The organism is Colwellia sp. BRX8-5 (genome assembly GCF_014077325.1).
In the GTDB taxonomy this organism is placed as follows: domain Bacteria; phylum Pseudomonadota; class Gammaproteobacteria; order Enterobacterales; family Alteromonadaceae; genus Colwellia_A.
Genome location: NZ_JACGVR010000036.1, coordinates 1 through 19013, shown reverse-complemented (window position 1 = coordinate 19013; position 19013 = coordinate 1). Strand labels below are relative to the sequence as shown.

The window sequence follows — 19013 nt, the reverse complement described above, 5'->3', positions numbered from 1 at the left end:
AATCACTCTTTAAGTCATTTTTAGGTCAAGTAAAACTCAACACCATACTAAAATTTTACGGTAAAAGTTTAGCAATAATACGGATATCTTTGCCGATCATACGTAAATCAATTATATTTAGTTCTTTTGCTTGGCTCAAGCTTTCAATGCTTGTCATATTCACTAAGCTTTTACTGTCTGCACCCATCAATTTAGGGGCTTGATATAAAATCAATTCATCGACTAAATTTTTTTCAATAAAAGCACCCGCTAATCGAGCACCTGACTCAATGAGTACATCATTTAAATTTAGCTTAGCTAAATATTGAAGTAATGCATGTAAGTCAATCTGTTGTTCATTAGCTAATGTATTGACTACAGGTAAAACCACCTGCCTTACAAAATGAGGCCATTGATGAATGTTTTCAATGGTACGACGAATTAAAATTATTGGGCTGTGCTCATTAAATAAAGCTAAGTTAGGCGTTAAGCGATTTTTTGTATCTATAATCACTCTTATCGGTTGCCTAACGTCTTCCTTTTGATAACTAGCTTTTAATTCTCCTAGCTCAGACCAACGTACCGTCATTTTTGCATTATCGGTTAATATACTGTCAGCACCACTGATAATCGCACAACTTTGTGCACGTAAACGCTGGACATCTTGTCGAGCTTGAGGGGAAGTAATCCATTTACTTTCACCATTTTTCATCGCGGTTTTTCCATCTAAACTCGCCGCTAATTTACAACGGACGTAGGGCAAACCTGTGGTCATTTGTTTGATAAAACCAACATTTAAATCTTCAGCCGCTTGTCTTAACAAACCGTGTTGCGAAGATATTTCCGCTTGTGCTAACATTTTCAAACCATTACCAGCAACTTTAGGATTTGGATCAACCATCGCCGCTATGACATGTTTAATACCGGCAAGAATAAGTCCTTTAGCACAGGGCGGCGTTAACCCATAATGACTACAAGGCTCAAGTGTTACATAAGCGGTTGCACCTTGCGCATTTTTACCCGCCATTGCTAACGCGTTAACTTCAGCATGACCTTCACCCGCTTTTTGATGAAAACCTTCTCCGACAATTTCACCATCTTTTACCAAAACACAACCAACGCGCGGATTAGGCGAGGTGGTAAAATGTCCTTGTTTGGCAAGCATTATAGCCCGTTGCATAAAACGGTAATCTTCGGCTGAAAATTCTTTCATCTATTTTTCATTACCTAAGCGCGCAATTTCTTCACTAAATTCGCGAATATCTTCAAAAGAGCGATAAACCGAGGCAAAACGCACATAAGCGACTTTATCTAATTCTTTTAATTGTTCCATGATGATATTACCAAGCAACTCACTCGATACTTCTCGCTCACCAGTGGCACGTAGTTTTGATTTGACTTTATTAATCGATAGTTCGACTTGCTCGACACTCACCGGACGTTTTTCGAGTGCTCGCACTAAACCATTACGCATTTTATCTTCATTGAAAGGCTCACGTGAACCATCATTTTTAATAATACGTGGCATAACTAACTCAGCAGTTTCAAAGGTAGTGTAGCGCTCATGACAGGCTAGACATTCGCGGCGACGGCGAACTTGATGACCGTCAGAGACCAAGCGAGAGTCAATGACTTTGGTATCTAAGGCTCTACAAAAAGGACAATACATGGAAAGCTCCAAAAAAGGTTATACCAATCCCAATAAGTATATTTTTATCTTAATGGACTCGGTACTTTCGACACATAGCTCTGTTTAATTGACAGAAACAATAATGGCCGCTAATGCGGCCATTTTAGTCTAATTAAGCTATTGTTACATTAACTTATTTATAGCTTTTCCCATTAGACTTTAAGCGCCACAGCTATATCGCTTAAGACACTAAAGTCGTTAGCTTAATTTACGCGTATACAGGGAAGCGTGAACAAAGTTCTTTAACACTGGCTTTAACATCAGTAACCGTCTGTTCATTGTTGATATCGTCTAAAATATCACAAATCCAACCCGTTAATGCTTGAGTTTCAACAACACCAAAACCACGACGCGTAATAGCCGGAGTACCTAAACGTAAACCAGAAGTTACAAACGGAGAACGTGGGTCGTTAGGTACTGAGTTTTTATTTACCGTAATATGGGCACGGCCTAATGCAGCATCAGCATCTTTACCTGTAATATCTTTATCAATTAAGTCAAGTAACAACAAGTGGTTTTCAGTGCCGTTAGAAACAACTTTGTAACCGCGTTCCTGAAGAACAGCAACCATAGCTTTAGCATTGTCTAAAACATTCTGTTGATAAACTTTAAACTCAGGTTCTAATGCTTCTTTAAATGCAACCGCTTTAGCTGCAATAATGTGCATTAATGGGCCACCTTGGCCACCTGGGAAAACAGCAGAGTTTAATTTTTTATAGATAGCTTCATCATCACAACCCGAAATAATTAAACCGCCACGAGGACCGGCTAATGTTTTATGAGTAGTTGTAGTAACAACATGCGCATGTGGCACTGGGTTTGGATATAAACCGGCGGCAATTAAACCAGCAACATGAGCCATATCAACGAAAAAGTATGCGCCAACACCGTCTGCGATTTTACGCATACGTGCCCAATCAACAACACCAGAGAAAGCAGAAAAACCACCAATGATCATTTCTGGTTTATGTTCTTGTGCTAAACGTTCCATTTCTTCGTAATCTATGTCACCTGTTTCTGGGTGAAGACCGTATTGAAATGCTTCGTAAGACTTGCCAGAAAAACTAACATGAGAACCATGCGTTAAATGACCACCGTGAGCTAAACTCATTCCTAACACTTTACCACCTGGAGTAACAAGCGCTTGAAAAACTGCAGCATTAGCTTGAGAACCAGCATGAGGTTGCACGTTCGCGTAAGTTGCGCCAAATAATTCTTTTGCACGGTCTATGGCTAATTGCTCAGCGATATCTACGAATTCACAACCACCGTAGTAACGTTTGCCTGGGTAACCTTCAGCATATTTATTAGTTAATTGAGAACCTTGTGCTTCAAGAACACGCGGGCTACAGTAATTTTCTGAAGCAATAAGTTCGATGTGCTCTTCTTGGCGAACTTTCTCATTGCTCATCGCTTGATAAAGTTCCGGGTCAAAATCAGCAATATTCATATCACGTGTAAACATGGTTTTTCCTCAATTATTCAGCCTTAGCTGTTACAGACAATTGTCTAATGGATAGCAAAATTTATGCGGCGTATATTGCCTGAAATCAGCTCAGTTGTACACGGATAAAGGTACAAGCTTTAGCTCATTTAGTAATCTAATATGCCAAGAGTGTTGCTGTTATTATCGATAAAAACTTTTACAGCTTTGATCAACGTTAACAGTAAATAGAATATAACGAAGAAAAAAAGCAATAACAAGAAATTTAAAACAGAAATAAAGCAGAAAAACAAAATATAATCTATCTTATTAAGAAATAACCAATATTTATTTTATTAAAATATCATTTAGTTGTTTTAACTCTTCTTGCCTTTTTATATAAAAAGACTGACTGACAAGCCAAATACTCACCAGAAATATATTCAAAATAGCTAGACCAACAATGGGCGATTTTTCTAATTGCTCGGTGACAGCAAAAACATACCAATTGGCAAAGGGCCCAATAATGAGACAAGAGAACTTTATTAACTTGATGTAGCTAATAGACGACTGACAACCGAGAATGGCATGTTCAATTGCTTTATCAGGACTGCCACAATTTATTTTCCATGCCGATAAACGAGCTTTAATGGCAAATATTACAAAAATAATGGAAAGAATGCCACCACCACCTAAGTAAATAATGGTTGCTTGATCTTTCGAGCCACTGAGCCACATATAGCTAGCAACAAACAACATAGCCAACGTAGCCATAATATCTATGACTAATAAAGATTTAGCCCACACAGTTCTTTGCTTTGTTCGTTTAAGTAAACGGTTAATATCGGTTTTAATAATAGGTTGGCTTTGCCAGTCTTGGCTCATCTGCGCCCATTGTTCATCAATTACCGAACTATCGAGTGGTTTAGTCGCTTTATTCTTGGGTAAAGTTGCAACATCAAGTATCGCCTCAGCTTGACTTTGAGTAGATAAAATCACTTTACTTTTTTTATGTAACAGGGAATCTTCTTCGTTCATACCGCCTCCATTAACTTACTCAAAGCGATTTTTGCGCGTTGTAAACGCACACCAACAAGATTAACGGATATCACTAAAATATCGGCAATTTCTTGATAACTCATGCCTTCGAGCGCTAAGGTGATCACTTGCTGTTGTTCAAGTTTAAGTTGCCTAATAGATTGAGCTAAACGTTGTTGTCTACGTTGTTTTTCTAAGCTCTGATGGGGTGTAGGTTGAATTTTATCTTGCTCTGTCTCTTGGCAAATATCATCAATACTTTGCTCTACCTTGACACTTTTTACTGCTTTGGCAACATGCGTAGCTAAAACATTATGAGCAATACGAGCGACAAAAGTTTTTACCGTACAGTCATTTCTAAAGCTAGGTAGTGCCCGCCAAAGATTGAGGGCTATTTCTTGAAAAAGCTCATCTTGAATTGACGGTTTTGCTTCAAATCCGGTAATGATATGACGGAGTAATTTTTCATACTCTGTCATCCATTGGGTGAATGTTTGCTGATAATTTGCAGTACGTTTCAAAGAATAACTCAATATATGTTGATACGCCGTTTGAAAGCGGTCTTGTTGCTGTAATGTTAATTCTATCGAGTTATTCATCTTAATACCAACTCAGCGTATTGTCATAAAGATTAACTTAATGACATCACCACTTTTTCTGATTTTAATTTTTGTGCGAGTGCCAGCACTAATGCCACGGTCATCCCCACCGTAATTGCGGTGGTACTTGCAAGCACAGTCCAATCGACAGGTAAGCCCTTAAAAACATCTTCCATCAACATTGATTGTCCTGAAATAGGTAACCAATTCACCCATTCAGGCTTATCATCAATCATCATAATGGCAAACGGTACCATAGCAGGAAGCATAATTAGCATAGAGACGGTTGACTGTGCTTCTTTAAAACTTTTCGCTTGAAACGAAAAGAATAATTGTAAAGCCGTTGCAAAAAAACATAGTGGAATAAGTAGTAGTAATAAGGCCGCAATACTAAAGGCATTTAAACTAAAGGTTGCCCCTATTTTAGTGAGATCAATAAAGCCAACAGAAACGGTGGTCAATACCAACATGATAACAATAGACAATACTGAAATAGAACTGGCACAAGTCATTTTTGCCAACACTATTTTAAGGGTACTGACCGGCTGACATAGTAGCATCTCTAAAACATTACGTTCCCGCTCACCCGCACTCGAGTCAATGGCAATTGATAGCCCTGAAACAAAAGCGCCCATCAATAAATAGATACCTAAAAACATCGAGACCATCACTGCATTGCTGGTTGGAAGTGCTGTATCTTGTTCTTGCAGAACAATAGGTTGTAATAAATTAATATCAACTCCCCTGACCAGTAAACGCTTATAACCGATAGCAAGTGAGTATTCTCGTACCACTTCTTTGACTCTTCGGATCGGTGCACTAGAGGCTTTTTTACCAAAATCTGCACGTAAAACAACGTCTATAGCCTGACCCGCTAACATTTTTTCAGCAAAATCTTTTGGTATATCTACTTCAATATTACGTTCTTGCCATGCGTACTTTTCTTCTTCAGGTACATCGGCAAATTGTAAAATATTATTGACGGCAAACTTCTCAATCAATTTGGGTGCAAATTCAGCGCCGGTAAATTGCACATAAATAGGGGGGTTATCAACGATTTCTTTGATCATGGTTTTCGATATTACCATAATCATTATTGGTGCGAATAAGCCCATACTTAACGCGACCATCAAGGCACGTTTATCACGAAAGGCTTCTCTTAATTCTTTAATTAATAATGCTTTAAACTGGATCATGCGGCAACTCCTTCATCTGAGCCAATTAATTTAACAAAGGCATCTTCTAATAATTTTTCACCCGCTAAATCACATAACTCTTGTGGCGTGCCTTGTGCGGCTAATTTGCCATTAGAAACAATAATGACCCGATCACATAAGGCTGCAACTTCTTGCATGACATGTGATGAAAATAAAATACAATGACCTTTCTCTTTAAATTTGGCTAAGTGATTGCGCAAAACTCGTGTGCTCATTACATCGAGTCCGCGAGTCGGTTCATCAAGAACAAAGTTTTTCGGCTGATGCACTAAAGCCTGAGCTAAAGTGACTTTCATCCGTTGCCCTTGCGAGAAGCCAACCGTTTTACGATGCGCTAATTCTTCCATTTCTAAATCTTTAAATATTTGCGCTATTGCCGCTTTTTTCTTCGCTCCTTGCATACCATGAAGGCTGGCAAAATAGTCCACTTGTTCATAGGCAGTTAAACGCTCGTACAAACCAAATTTATCGGGGAAGATTCCTAATCGTTGCCTAACCGCTAAAGGGTCTTCTAAAACATTAATACCATCGACTAATACCGAACCTTCATCAGCTTTTAGCAAACCATAGAGAGTACGTAAACAAGTCGTTTTACCCGCACCATTTGGACCTAAAATACCAGTGATCTCACCATTTTTCGCGGTAAACGACAAACCATCTAGGGCTTTTACCGTATTTTTTTTATCGATAAAGCTTTTATGTAAATTGTTAACTTCAATCATAATAATTATATCCTTATAGGTTGCCGTTTAAATGCGTCATAAATGTTTCACTTTTTAACTCAGCTAAACACGATTCATCTAAATCATTCGGATCGAGTGTTGTTAGAAATTCATTAACAATTTCAATACCGCAAGGCGTTGAAGCAACAATATGTGCACTGTTTTTAGAAACAATGTGGTGATTATTAGGTAAGGTTTTGGCAGATTCATCACCGTTACTCGGCGGTGTTACTGGGTCTAAATTTCCTGATAAAATAAGTGTTGGGATATTAGCCGTTACACTTTGATAGAAATCATCGCTAACCGCATACTTAGGCCATAACGGACAGGCTTGTAGCCAAGCACTATGGCTGTCGTTGCCACCAAAAGTATTGTTGGCATCGCCAGCAAACATTTCAGTAGTAATTTTAGGAAAGTCTTCATTACAGACAATATTTAACGTTAAGCCCACATACATACCCATTCCCCCTTCTGACATGGCAATTAAACCAATCATAGGTTGATAGTTACCTAAAAAAGCCTGATGTATAACCAAGGGCACTAAAGTACGGGTTTGCATAGAGTATAATTGCATGCGTAAATTACTAATAAACTTGCTACGACTTAACACGAAGTCAGTCTTTGTACCTAAACGGGGATGCGCTATTTTAAGATTTACCGGCGCTTGTTCTAATCGAGCAATAACCGCTGTAAAGTCATCTTTTAATGAAGGGTAAGCGCTGTTACAACTTTCATCTTGCTGGCAGTTTTCGAGTAATAAATTAAATGAACGCGCGGAACTTTGACCAAAAGTACCAATAGGCACTTCAATGGGACCAACACTGTCTAGTACGACACTGTTAAGTGCATCAGGAAAAAGGCGCATATAAACCAAAGCCGCACGTGTGCCGTAAGAACCACCATAAATATTAATTTTTTCATGGCCGAGTGCAACGCGTACTGCATCAAAATCACGAATAGCATTTTCTGAATTATATTGACTTAAGTCGCCTTTGAATTGTGCGATACAGTCTTTGATTTCTTGTGGAGAAAAGTCTTCAGGAATAATTTCATAAGCGTTTCTTACTTCATTTTCATCACACGATAAAGGATGTGATTTCCCCGTACCCCGTTGATCCACTAAAATAATGTCATGCGACTTTTTAATTTCACCAAAAGTACTAAATATATGCGCAGCTAGTTCAACGGATGCTTGACCTGGCCCACCCGCTAAAAACATTAAAGGCGTTTTATTTTGACTACTATCAATAGCCGGCAACACCGCAAAATTAACGCTTATTTTTTCACCTTCAGGTAAACTATAATTTTCTGGTACTTGTAATGTGCCACACTGAACTTGCGACTTAATGCCCTTTAGGTGGCAGTTTTCCAAGCTTAAAACTTCTTTATTATTATTTTGTGTATTATTGTCTTCAGCTAAAAGTAGTGAGCTAAAACTCAGTAAACTTAATGCTAAAAGGCTTTGCCATTTTATTTTCATTATTTTATTCCTTTTAAAATATCGAACATATAGTCTCAGCCTTAGACTTTTTATTACAGTTTATTTTAATAAAGCTGCATTTATTTTTAAATGATTGTTTATAAGTGACATTTAGCAGTATTATTTTAAGCAAGGATCGGTAATTTCTCCCATGACGGTTTTAGGATATTTTACTACAACTTCAAGAACAGATACTGAAATAAATTCAGCATGACGATAAGTGCGCAAGACGAATGCTGACCATTCGTCGTTCATTGCCATCCATGGCACCACGACATACCGTACATCCTCGGCTCGGGCATCCATGCTTCGCTCTACCTCCTGCATCCATGCATCCATGCAGTCGTATACATTCGTCGTTCATTGCCATCCATGGCACCACGACATACCGTACATCCTGTACATAAAAAAACCGAATAACATTTAATGCTATTCGGTTTTTACTTCTAGAGAAAACTGTTTTTAATCGTGATTAGAACTGGTTAGAGGTGTTGTTCTCGCCACCTGCTTTAAGCGCGTTCTCACCAGCAAAGTATTCTTTGTGATCATCACCCATGTCAGAGCCTGACATGTTTTGATGTTTAACACAGGCAATACCTTGACGAATTTCTTTACGTTGTACACCTTCAACATAACCAAGCATCGCCGCGTCGCCAAAGTATTCTTTAGCTAGGTTATCTACAGACAATGCTGTTGTATGGTAAGTAGGAAGCGTGATTAAGTGATGGAAGATACCAGCTTTACGTGAAGTCTCAGCTTGGAAGCTACGGATTTTGTCATCTGCTGATGCAGCTAACTCAGTCGTATCGTAATCAACATTCATTAAATCAGCACGTACATAGTTAGATACATCTTCACCCGCAGCAACCATAGCGTCAAACGCTTGCTGGCGGAAGTTTAATGTCCAGTTGAACGATGGGCTGTTGTTGTAAACAAGTTTAGCATTTGGAATTTCTTTACGAACTTCATCCATCATGGCTGTGATATCGGCAACGTTAGGTGTCGCTGTTTCTATCCATAACAAATCAGCACCCGCTTTAATTGCTTCTATGCTGTCAAAAACACAACGCTCTTCACCAGTACCTTGACGGAATTGGTATAAACCAGAAGGTAAACGTTTAGGACGAACAAGTTTACCGTCACGGTTAAAGCATACATCGCCTTCAGCCATGTCAGCTACGTCAATCTCTTCAACATCTAAGAAAGAGTTATAGATATCACCTTGATCGCCTGGCGTTTTAACAACCGCGATTTCTTTAGTCAGGCCAGCACCTTCAGAGTCAGTGCGTGAAACGATGATACCGTTGTCGATACCTAGTTCAAGGAATGCATGACGTAAAGCACGAATTTTTGAATGAAAATCTGCATGAGGAACCGTTACTTTACCATCTTGATGGCCACATTGCTTTTCATCGGCAACCTGGTTTTCGATTTGAAGAGCACAAGCGCCTGCTTCAATCATTTGCTTAGCCATAAGGTAAGTTGCTTCTGCATTACCAAAACCAGCATCGATGTCAGCAATAATTGGTACAACGTGAGTAACATGGTTATCAATTTTATCTTGAATAGCGGCTTTATCAGCGGCACTTGCTGCGTCTAGGTCGCGAAAAAGACCACCGAGTTCACGTGCATCGGCTTGACGAAGAAAAGTATAAAGTTCTTTAACTAAAGCAGCGACAGATGTTTTCTCGTGCATTGATTGGTCAGGAAGAGGACCTAATTCTGAACGAAGTGCTGCAACCATCCAACCTGAAAGGTATAAGTAACGACGGTCTGTTTTGCCACCAAAATGTTTCTTAATAGAAATCATTTTTTGTTGGCCAACAAAACCGTGCCAGCAACCTAAAGACTGAGTATACTTAGAGCTATCAGCATCGTAAGCATCCATATCGCGACGCATGATGTCGGCAGTATACTGAGCGATATCTAAACCAGTTTTGAATTTATTCTGTGCTCTCATACGAGCTATTGACTCAGGATTAATAGTATCCCAAGAGGTACCTGCATTTGCTTTAATCGCTTTAACCGCTTCTATTGCATTTTGATAATTAGACATAGTACTCTCCAAGAGTCTGATAATATTTTTAAAAGGTCTTGTTCGCTTCAACACTTAAAATAAAAAGTAAAAATTAAAGCAAACACACCGAACAAGACAAAGTCTAGAACATCCTGAGAGTATTCTTAAAATATATAATATCAATCACTACCATTCACAAGATAAATACCAAACTCACAAATAATAATTGTACTTATTTTTCAATAGGTAATAAGCATAAACCTCAGTATTACCGCTTTAAAAGCTGATTAATATTTTTATTAGACAATGAAAACTTCTTGATTTATTTTTCTGCACATGACATATACATTAGTTATATTATTTCTGTTGGTCATAAAAACTATGAATATTGCTAAAATCGATTTAAATCTCCTTATTTACCTTGATGTTTTATTAAGAGAAAAAAATGTTACTCGTTCAGCAAGCCAGCTTAATATTACCCAACCGGCAATGAGTAACGGTTTAAAAAGACTAAGAAACTTATTTAATGATCCGATATTAGTAAGAACATCTGATGGCATGGTACCAACCGAACGCTCGCGCGCTTTAGCACCGGTGATCAGAAAAATCTTATTAGAACTTGAAGAAGCGTTGCAGGGTGAAGAAGAGTTTAATGAAAAGCACAGCCAACGTGTTTTCCGCATTATGGCAAGTGATTACGCGGCTTCAACGTTACTGCCAAGTTTATTAAGAAAAATAAATGAAATTGCGCCGAATGTGACCATTGATATTATGACGCCAAGTGACGTAACTTTTCACGATGTTGAAGCTGGCAAAATTGATATGGCGATTAACCGCTTTGATGAATTACCACAGTCATTTCATCAGAAAACCATCTGGCGTGATTCATTCTCATGTTTGTTAAGTGCTAATAGCCCTTATGTAGCTGAATTCAATTTAGATACTTATCTGTCATCAAAGCATGTTTGGGTGTCAAAAACTGGCTTTGGGGTTGGGGTGGGTATGGATCCCAAAGACGTACAAAAATTGGGTTGGGTAGATGAAGCGTTAGCACGTTTAGGCAAGCAAAGAGATATAAAGGTATTTACCCGTAATTATCATGTTGCCATGCAACTCGCTCATGAAGATGGCTTAATCGCCACTTTACCGACAAAAGCGGCTTTATTACACAAAGATGATAACAAATATACCATTGTTGATCCCCCTTTTGACATTCCTGATATAGAATTAAAAATGATTTGGAGCCCGTTATTACATCATGATGCTAGCCATATTTGGTTTAGACAACTGGTTATTGAAGCGGCAGCACAAGGGTAATATTACGCCATGTTTAGTCATATAATCTACAGTATATTCTCGGTAGGCATTTGTTTGTTAGCAGGAAAAGTGATTGAGACTTTCCTGCCGATCTTACCTGCGAGTTTATATGGCATGATGATGTTCACCATGCTACTGCATTTTAAGATACTTAATGCCAAGCGTATTCAACCTTGTATTGAGTGGGCGTTGGCTAATATGGCGGTTTGTTTTGTCCCTGCGGGTGTTGGCATCATTAATCACTTCGAATTAATTAAAGCGCATGGCTTAACCTTAATTGCCATCATCTTTTTTACGACCTTTTTATTACTCACCTTTGTTGGACTTGTTTATCAGCGACAACTTAATCGACAGCAATTAACCGCAACTAGCGAGCAAAACAAGTGATAAGCCACCCCCTTTTATCAATGATAAGCGCTGCCTTATTTTTTATACTGCTTACACTTGCGGTTTATCATGCTTATGCCAAGTTACAACAAAAATTAAAAAAAGCCTGGTTAAATCCAATGCTGTTGTCGATCCTAACGCTGATCCCATTTTTGCTAATATTTAACATTCCTTTTGAACAATATTACCAAGCCACCGCCTCATTAAATAAACTCTTAGAGCCTGCTGTTGTGGCTTTGGGTTTCCCGTTATACCAGCATCTTCAAACGATTAAAAAACAATGGCGACATATAATGGTACTGCTATTGGTTGGGGTATTTATCGCCATATCGATAAGTTTTATCATCACTTTATTGACCATTAATCAATACGATATTGCCGTTTCGCTTTCTTTGAAATCAGTAACAACACCGATTGGCATAGCATTAACGGAACAACTCAATGGCAGTAATTCCATCACTGCGTTTGCGATAATTTTAGCCGGATTGTTTGGCGCTTTATTAGGTCCTCCTTGGCTATCTTTAATTAAGGTCACCTCACCTAAAGCACAAGGCTTAGCTATTGGCGCGGCGAGCCATGCATTAGGAACCGCAACAATTAGCAAAGTGAGTTATGAGCATGCCGCCTACAGTTCTTTGGCTTTGATTATTTCAGCGGTTATCACTGCCATCTTTAGTCCAATGATTATTAATACTTTGGTACTTTTTTTACGCTAACGGCCCACAACGATTTTACTATATAGAGTGCTCACTATGAATACTCGGCAACAGCTTCACCATAATATTTTTGATGAAAAATGATTAACGCGCTTTATCAAAAGTTACATTCACAAAAAAAACAAATCAAACAACTTACATTCACAATATTTATGGTAGCTATTATTAATAACAATAATTAGTTATTGGACCGATTTTAATAAAATCAAAAACCAAATAGTCTATAATTATCATTTAGATATAATAAAAATCACTTATCAAAATACAAAAATAACAACTAATTTCTTTAGGAAACTTTTTTCAGCTCTTGCATGAAAAAATAATACCTCCTACATTGCACTTAGATACTGTTATTAATTATGTTTAATGCTCTTTTAGAAAGAGGGTTAAATACATTTATGATAAAAATATTTACGCCATAGTTAAATATTCAAATAGAAGTTGCGTAAATGATTGCACAAGAGGAAACATGATGACCCCGTACATAAAGATCCAAAATATCCAAGTAGCGCAATGTTTACATCAATTTATTGAACAGGATGTACTTCCTCATAGCCTAATTTCACCAACAGATTTTTGGCAAAACTTCTCAACAATCATTGAAAAATTAACACCTATTAATAAAGCCTTGTTAGCAACACGTGATGATTTACAAACAAAAATAGATGGCTGGCATCAGAATAACTTTGCCGATAACTTTGATTTTTCATCATACAAAAAATTTCTAAAAGATATCAATTACTTGGTACCTGAGGTTGATGACTTTGCCATAACAACCAAAAATGTAGATGCTGAATTAGCAACAATGGCGGGTCCGCAACTCGTGGTACCAATAATGAACGCTAGGTTTGCCATTAACGCCGTTAATGCTCGTTGGGGAAGCTTGTATGATGCCCTTTATGGTAGCGACGTTATTTCTTCAGAAAATGGGGCTGAAAACGCTGGTGGCTATAATGCCATTCGTGGTCAAAAGGTTATTGAATTTGCCCGACAATTTTTAGATCAAAGTATTCCATTAACTGCTGGTAGTCACGTCCAAGCGAAACACTACAACGTATCTGATGCTCTTTTAACGGTTACACTTGAAAGTGGCGAAACCGTTAAACTTGCAAATGGCGATGCTTTTAAAGGTTATCAAGGCACAGTAGATGCACCAACCGCGCTATTGTTTGAACATAATGGTTTACACTTTGAAATTAACTTTAATAAAAGTAGTGTTATCGCAAAAAGCGATAAAGCAGGTATTTCTGACATTACCCTTGAGTCGGCTTTAACCACCATTATGGATTGTGAAGACTCTGTCGCAGCCGTTGATGCTGATGATAAAGTGGTCGCTTATAAAAACTGGTTGGGATTAATGCAAGGTAACTTAACCACTGACTTAGTCAAAAATGGTAAAACTATTCAGCGCACTATGGCGGTTGACAGACAGTATCATCAAACTGATGGCGCGAACTTAACGCTAAAAGGCCGTAGTTTAATGTTTGTCCGTAATGTTGGGCATTTAATGACGAACAATGCCATCTTATTAGCTGATGGCTCTGAAGTGCCAGAAGGTATTATTGATGCCATGGTAACCTCACTAATCGCTAGCCTTAATTTACAACAAACTGCCGATGCCAAGTCATTTTGTAATAGTGCAGAAAAATCAATTTATATTGTTAAGCCAAAAATGCATGGTCCAGAAGAGGTCGCTTTTGCTAATACATTATTTGAACAAGTCGAAGATGCTTTAGCGTTAACAAGAAACACCATAAAAATGGGTATAATGGATGAAGAGCGTCGTACAAGTGTTAATTTAAAGGCTTGTATCGCTCAAGCTAAGTCTCGTGTGGTCTTTATTAACACTGGCTTCTTAGACCGCACCGGTGATGAAATTCATACATCAATGGCGGCTGGTATTATGGCTAAAAAAGCAGATATCAAGTTAACACCTTGGATAAGCGCTTATGAAGATAATAACGTTGATGTAGGCTTAGCCTGTGGCTTTAGTGGCAGAGCACAAATTGGTAAGGGCATGTGGCCCATTCCTGATCAAATGTTGAATATGTTAGCTACTAAAATTAATCACGTACAAGCAGGGGCAAATACAGCTTGGGTACCTTCTCCTACAGCAGCAACCCTGCACGCCTTGCATTATCATAGAGAGAATGTTTTCGCGCTTCAGAAAAAGTTAATGCTACGTACTCCGGCTAACTTAGATGATATCTTAACGATACCACTCGCAAAAGACACCAACTGGAGTGAGCAGGAGATCTCTGATGAACTCGATAATAACGCTCAGGGTATTTTAGGCTACGTTGTACGATGGATTGATCAAGGTGTCGGTTGTTCAAAAGTGCCTGATATTAATAATGTCGGTTTAATGGAAGACAGAGCAACTTTACGTATCTCCAGTCAACATATGGCCAATTGGATGAAGCATGAGGTTTGTAGTGAACAACAAGTGTTAGCCAGTTTGAAAAAGATGGCTAAAACTGTTGATAGCCAAAATAAAAATGATGTTAACTATCAACCAATGGCAAGTAACTTTGAAAAGAGTATCGCTTTTAAAGCGGCTTGTGATTTAGTATTTTTAGGCACAACACAAGTTAATGGTTATACCGAACCTTTATTACATAGTTACCGACTAAAAGTGAAGCAACTCAGTTAGTCTCATCTAATACGCCCTCTAAAAAAGAAATATTAATCTTAATATTTCTTTTTTTATTTAAGCTCAATGAAACTTTCCTCCACAATTGCCTGTCTATCTAACTAACTAATACACTTTTAATGATGATTTACCTGGGTTAAGTAAGACTAAAAAGCCATTAAACTCAAATTTTTAACCATTGAACTTATATCGTTGGCTATATATTTCTTAACAATTTATAGTTAGGGTGTAAACAATATAGTTACAATTTCAATTAGATAGAATAGTACAAGTAAGATTGTTTTCAATACAGAAATTTTGTAGTCAATGCTATGTGAATTTATAAGACGAGGATCGCAACATGAAATCACAAATTAGAACGGTAGCGTTAAGTGCCATATTCAGCATCATTGGATTGTGCTGTACCCTTTCGACTGCTTCAGCAGAATCAAATAACGCACAAATGAACAAAGAGCTAAAGACGATTACTTATATGTTTGCTTTTCCTAAAGTGGTAGATGAAGGTGGCGCTAAAGAAAAACCCTTGTTAAAGCCAGACAATAACTTAAAAGAACTTAACGCAGCTACAACAACCACTAAAAATGGATATTTTGAATTGGCCATTATTTTTAATGATAAATTGCAGCAGTTAATTTCCGCTTTATTTGTTGATGATATGGGTAACGCTCGTGACATCCCCTTAAAGCAGTTATCTAAAATAGACTAAACTCAAACAACGACTTTAATCATAATAGCCTAAAAATCATTTCAGGCTATTAATAAAAAAAAAGCCTCAAGGGCTTTTTTTTTAACAGAAAAATAAGGTTTATGCTTCAAGTTCACCTTGTTTATCTTTTATCGGTACCCTGACCTCAAAACTACAGCCTACTTTTGTATCTAAGCATTTTATAGTGCCTTTTAATTTTGCGTCCACTAAATTATAAACAATATTCATTCCTAGACCTGAACCACCTTGACCACGTTTGGTTGTAACAAAAGGGTCGAAGATACGATTAACAACACTGCTATCTAATCCTTTGCCATTATCACTATAGGTCAGTGTTAAAAAGCCATTATCCTCAACAAACTTTATTGAGATTTCACCACTTTCTCTTTCGTCAAAACCATGAATGTGCGAATTGGTTAAAAAATTTGTCAGAATTTGATTCCATGCACTTGGATAAGTGAGCAAATTAAGTTTTTCATCAACGTCGATATTAATGACATATTTTTTACGTTTAAAGAGAGTTTTTACCGTGTTAACAACATCATTAACGTGTCTGGATAAATTAATTTTCAACTCTGGGTCGGTATGTTGCTCAACAGCAACTGATTTAAAACCTCTGATTAATTCAACCGCTTTGTTTAAACTCCTTTCAATAATATTCTGATATTCAATCAACAGACTCAAGGTTTTAGTTAAATGTGATTTGGTCAGATTTTCAGTCTCTACCGAATGGCTTAACTCCAAGACTTTCTCTTTTAATGCCGTTATTGATGTAACACAGATACCCAATGGCGTATTAACTTCGTGTGCAACCCCTGCAACCAATTGCCCTAAAGAGGCCATTTTCTCTGATTGTACTAGTTGATCTTTTGCTAACGTTAAGTCATCTAAAGATTGTTGTAATTGGTTGTTGCTCGAGGCCAATTTAGCCGTTCGGTCATACACTTTTACTTCAAGTTCACCGTTAAGGTTAATTAACGCATTTTCTGCATCTTCTAACTTTAAGATATCGTTTTTTAAAGTGGTACGCATGTTATTAATCGTTTCGGCAAGCTCATCAAGTTCGTCTTTGGCTTTTGGACGAGAGCTTAATACCAAGGGCGTATCTATTTTATCAGCCGCAACTTGTTGCGAGTAATAAGTAATATGATATATATGACGAGTGATAAGCCAATGAACGATGAATATAATAAAAAACGCCACAATAAAAATCTTGATCACTTCGGCAGTTAAAATAAATCCTGCTTGCTGCCACAATCGTTGATAAATATCTTTATAGCTCGCGGTAACAATAAGCACACCAATATCATTTTCGCTATAAAATATTGGGTACTCAACGACTTTATCGGCTGAGATATTTTCGTCACCAAACTGATAAGTTTTGCCAAAACCTGTGACAATTTTCACATGACTAATATCAGGTAATTTTACAATACCTTGAATTTGTTGTTGTACTAACGGCTCATTAAAATCCCACAAGCTAGTGGATATAGATTGAAGATAACTTGTTTCAACATTGCTAAATCTTTGATCTAACGTCGTTAGACTTTCATTGTAGTTAACATACAATTGCAGAAAAGTTGAGCTGATAGACAATACCGAACTACATAGCAATATGTAAATAAGTACTCTACGGCTTAACTTACTATTAAAGGATCCAGATTTTTCCATTTATCACACCATCAATAAAAGCAGTAAAATAGATACGACTATCTGTATTACTTAAAAAAGTTTTTATAACATCATTTAAATATTGATCTTGTTTAATGTCAATAAAAATAACGACATAAACCTGTCAATCAGCATAAAAAAAACGCCTCTAACGAGCAAGGTTTGACTTAGATGTATTAACATATCTAGCGACAAATTTTGCTGCGGTTATATCTTCTAATGCCTGTACTAGCACCTTTTAAATAATAATATCTACTGCCTTATGTTCTACAAAATAAGGTTTATCAGACATCGAAAATAAATCAGTATTAATACGGTCAGCAAGTATAGCCTTCGCTTTTAACAGCATAGCTAAATAGCCAGTTTAATGTAAGGCACTTTCCATGTTGTCGACAAAAAATATGCGCACACTAAGCACAGATTATCCATTTATCTCATCTTGGGTCTATAGGCTCCAACCATATCTAAATGTTGATCTTTTTGTAATCATTAACCAAAAGATAATGCTTGTGTATTTAGCGTAGCACAAGAAATAATATCCGCCTTATTGATATAGTTTTTTAAATTTTCAATAGCTTCACAATGAATATAAAAAAGATACACCAGAGGTAGCAGCGGCTCTTTATGCAGTCGGTGATAACGCATAAATACTGATTTAACATTAATTATTTTAATACGAATAACAAATACAAATTTTGAATAGGTGACAGTTCATGCAAGTAATTATCAGAGATTAGTGAAATGAATTTACTACTGGCATCATTAATAGTTTTGTTTGTCGACTTGCCCGTATTTTTTTAATATCAAGATGTCAACGCAGCGGCGCAGTAATATTTTGGTCAATGCGCTTTGTAAGCGCATTAACAATAGAGACAGTAAAGCCTAGTTTACTGCCTCTGCAGAGCAAGCTCGATAATTTTTAAAGGATTAGTTAACCAATAAAATAAATAATCACATGAGCAGTCATTAATAAACATCAGCTACTAAGACTTAACTGAGGACTTTACGCTAACGTTTTATATTTAGGTATCCGTCTCTTTATTGCACTGGTTAAGATAACAATTAATGCTGGGAATGCGGCGTAGAGCATGGTTATTAATATTGACTGACTAAAGAGTATCGCTAAAATAATAAAACCTAAACTTGGTAACATTAGCCAAAATGTATGTTCACTTGCACAGACATTGAACAAGCTGCGCATAATAAAAATAATAGCGCCCGTTAATAAGAATGCGGTGAAAGCGGTTACAACTCCGGCATGATAATTAAGTATAAAATGGGGATAAGAATGAAATACTTCAGAGATAGGAGCAGAGACTCCAAAACTGACTAACCAAAAAAACGTGCCTGCAATTAGGCAGCCGAAGTTAAACGACCACAACTTTTTATTAATAGATA

Annotated in this window: 17 protein-coding genes; 5 read left to right on the top strand and 12 right to left on the bottom strand. The window is 37.3% G+C overall.

All coding sequences use genetic code 11. The features are described 5' to 3' along the window. Positions 1-55: 55 nt before the first annotated feature. The 10 genes from ribD to H4J62_RS17200 form a co-directional block, all read right to left on the bottom strand. Positions 56-1192 (bottom strand): bifunctional diaminohydroxyphosphoribosylaminopyrimidine deaminase/5-amino-6-(5-phosphoribosylamino)uracil reductase RibD, encoded by a 1137-nt coding sequence (gene ribD / locus H4J62_RS17240; protein WP_182216701.1) that lies wholly within the window; start codon positions 1190-1192, stop codon positions 56-58. After that, positions 1193-1648 carry a transcriptional regulator NrdR gene (nrdR, locus tag H4J62_RS17235; protein WP_070375859.1) on the bottom strand — a complete coding sequence of 152 codons (456 nt, stop codon included), beginning with the start codon at positions 1646-1648 and terminating at the stop codon, positions 1193-1195. It abuts the gene before it with no gap. A 229-nt stretch (positions 1649-1877) separates the two neighbouring features. After that, positions 1878-3134: a serine hydroxymethyltransferase gene (gene glyA / locus H4J62_RS17230; protein WP_070375858.1), complete on the bottom strand. Its 1257-nt coding sequence runs from the start codon at positions 3132-3134 to the stop codon at positions 1878-1880. A 306-nt stretch (positions 3135-3440) separates the two neighbouring features. Next, positions 3441-4130, bottom strand: a complete 690-nt coding sequence (locus H4J62_RS17225) for a hypothetical protein (protein ID WP_182216699.1) — start codon at positions 4128-4130, stop codon at positions 3441-3443. Beyond that, a complete protein-coding gene (locus H4J62_RS17220) occupies positions 4127-4729 on the bottom strand; it encodes an RNA polymerase sigma factor (RefSeq protein WP_070375856.1) in 603 nt (200 codons plus the stop codon). The genes H4J62_RS17225 and H4J62_RS17220 overlap by 4 nt, the downstream gene beginning before the upstream one ends. 32 nt (positions 4730-4761) lie before the next feature. Further along, entirely contained in the window at positions 4762-5925 is a 1164-nt protein-coding gene (locus tag H4J62_RS17215; RefSeq protein ID WP_070375855.1) for an ABC transporter permease, read from the bottom strand. Continuing rightward, positions 5922-6668: an ATP-binding cassette domain-containing protein gene (locus tag H4J62_RS17210; RefSeq protein WP_182216697.1), complete on the bottom strand. Its 747-nt coding sequence runs from the start codon at positions 6666-6668 to the stop codon at positions 5922-5924. Before H4J62_RS17210 ends, H4J62_RS17215 begins: the two co-directional genes overlap by 4 nt. 13 nt (positions 6669-6681) lie before the next feature. Continuing rightward, a complete protein-coding gene (locus H4J62_RS17205; RefSeq protein WP_182216696.1) occupies positions 6682-8148 on the bottom strand; it encodes an alpha/beta fold hydrolase in 1467 nt (488 codons plus the stop codon). Positions 8149-8268: 120 nt separating this feature from the next. Then, the gene (locus H4J62_RS20530; RefSeq protein WP_259364774.1) at positions 8269-8403 is read right to left on the bottom strand and encodes a hypothetical protein; all 135 of its coding nucleotides are present in this window, start codon (positions 8401-8403) and stop codon (positions 8269-8271) included. Positions 8404-8620: 217 nt separating this feature from the next. Further along, complete coding sequence (locus H4J62_RS17200; protein ID WP_182202968.1) at positions 8621-10204, bottom strand: isocitrate lyase; 1584 nt, start codon at positions 10202-10204, stop codon at positions 8621-8623. Between the two features lie 342 nt (positions 10205-10546). On the opposite strand from H4J62_RS17200, the gene H4J62_RS17195 reads away from it, so the two are divergent. From H4J62_RS17195 to H4J62_RS17175, 5 genes are all read left to right on the top strand, one after another. Further along, positions 10547-11482 (top strand): LysR family transcriptional regulator, encoded by a 936-nt coding sequence (locus tag H4J62_RS17195; protein WP_146795953.1) that lies wholly within the window; start codon positions 10547-10549, stop codon positions 11480-11482. 9 nt (positions 11483-11491) lie between these two features. Beyond that, positions 11492-11869, top strand: a complete 378-nt coding sequence (locus H4J62_RS17190) for a CidA/LrgA family protein (RefSeq protein ID WP_182216694.1) — start codon at positions 11492-11494, stop codon at positions 11867-11869. After that, positions 11866-12585 carry an LrgB family protein gene (locus tag H4J62_RS17185; protein WP_310733510.1) on the top strand — a complete coding sequence of 240 codons (720 nt, stop codon included), beginning with the start codon at positions 11866-11868 and terminating at the stop codon, positions 12583-12585. Before H4J62_RS17190 ends, H4J62_RS17185 begins: the two co-directional genes overlap by 4 nt. A 472-nt stretch (positions 12586-13057) precedes the next feature. Continuing rightward, positions 13058-15238 (top strand): malate synthase G, encoded by a 2181-nt coding sequence (locus tag H4J62_RS17180; RefSeq protein ID WP_182216692.1) that lies wholly within the window; start codon positions 13058-13060, stop codon positions 15236-15238. A 340-nt stretch (positions 15239-15578) separates the two neighbouring features. Further along, positions 15579-15944 carry a hypothetical protein gene (locus H4J62_RS17175; protein ID WP_182216691.1) on the top strand — a complete coding sequence of 122 codons (366 nt, stop codon included), beginning with the start codon at positions 15579-15581 and terminating at the stop codon, positions 15942-15944. A gap of 99 nt (positions 15945-16043) precedes the next feature. On the opposite strand, the gene H4J62_RS17170 is transcribed toward H4J62_RS17175, so the two are convergent. Both H4J62_RS17170 and H4J62_RS17165 read right to left on the bottom strand, forming a co-directional pair. After that, on the bottom strand, positions 16044-17615 hold the full coding sequence (locus tag H4J62_RS17170; RefSeq protein ID WP_182216689.1) for an ATP-binding protein: 1572 nt from the start codon (positions 17613-17615) through the stop codon (positions 16044-16046). 1003 nt (positions 17616-18618) lie between these two features. Further along, the coding region (locus H4J62_RS17165; protein ID WP_182231354.1) for a hypothetical protein at positions 18619-19013 on the bottom strand (395 nt) is incomplete at its 5' end.

Coding starts and splice junctions, on each gene's coding strand:
- ribD (WP_182216701.1), bottom strand. CDS start 1,192: ATGAAAGAATTTTCAGCCGAAGATTACCGTTTTATGCAACGGGCTATA.
- nrdR (WP_070375859.1), bottom strand. CDS start 1,648: ATGTATTGTCCTTTTTGTAGAGCCTTAGATACCAAAGTCATTGACTCT.
- glyA (WP_070375858.1), bottom strand. CDS start 3,134: ATGTTTACACGTGATATGAATATTGCTGATTTTGACCCGGAACTTTAT.
- H4J62_RS17225 (WP_182216699.1), bottom strand. CDS start 4,130: ATGAACGAAGAAGATTCCCTGTTACATAAAAAAAGTAAAGTGATTTTA.
- H4J62_RS17220 (WP_070375856.1), bottom strand. CDS start 4,729: ATGAATAACTCGATAGAATTAACATTACAGCAACAAGACCGCTTTCAA.
- H4J62_RS17215 (WP_070375855.1), bottom strand. CDS start 5,925: ATGATCCAGTTTAAAGCATTATTAATTAAAGAATTAAGAGAAGCCTTT.
- H4J62_RS17210 (WP_182216697.1), bottom strand. CDS start 6,668: ATGATTGAAGTTAACAATTTACATAAAAGCTTTATCGATAAAAAAAAT.
- H4J62_RS17205 (WP_182216696.1), bottom strand. CDS start 8,148: ATGAAAATAAAATGGCAAAGCCTTTTAGCATTAAGTTTACTGAGTTTT.
- H4J62_RS20530 (WP_259364774.1), bottom strand. CDS start 8,403: ATGAACGACGAATGGTCAGCATTCGTCTTGCGCACTTATCGTCATGCT.
- H4J62_RS17200 (WP_182202968.1), bottom strand. CDS start 10,204: ATGTCTAATTATCAAAATGCAATAGAAGCGGTTAAAGCGATTAAAGCA.
- H4J62_RS17195 (WP_146795953.1), top strand. CDS start 10,547: ATGAATATTGCTAAAATCGATTTAAATCTCCTTATTTACCTTGATGTT.
- H4J62_RS17190 (WP_182216694.1), top strand. CDS start 11,492: ATGTTTAGTCATATAATCTACAGTATATTCTCGGTAGGCATTTGTTTG.
- H4J62_RS17180 (WP_182216692.1), top strand. CDS start 13,058: ATGACCCCGTACATAAAGATCCAAAATATCCAAGTAGCGCAATGTTTA.
- H4J62_RS17175 (WP_182216691.1), top strand. CDS start 15,579: ATGAAATCACAAATTAGAACGGTAGCGTTAAGTGCCATATTCAGCATC.
- H4J62_RS17170 (WP_182216689.1), bottom strand. CDS start 17,615: ATGGAAAAATCTGGATCCTTTAATAGTAAGTTAAGCCGTAGAGTACTT.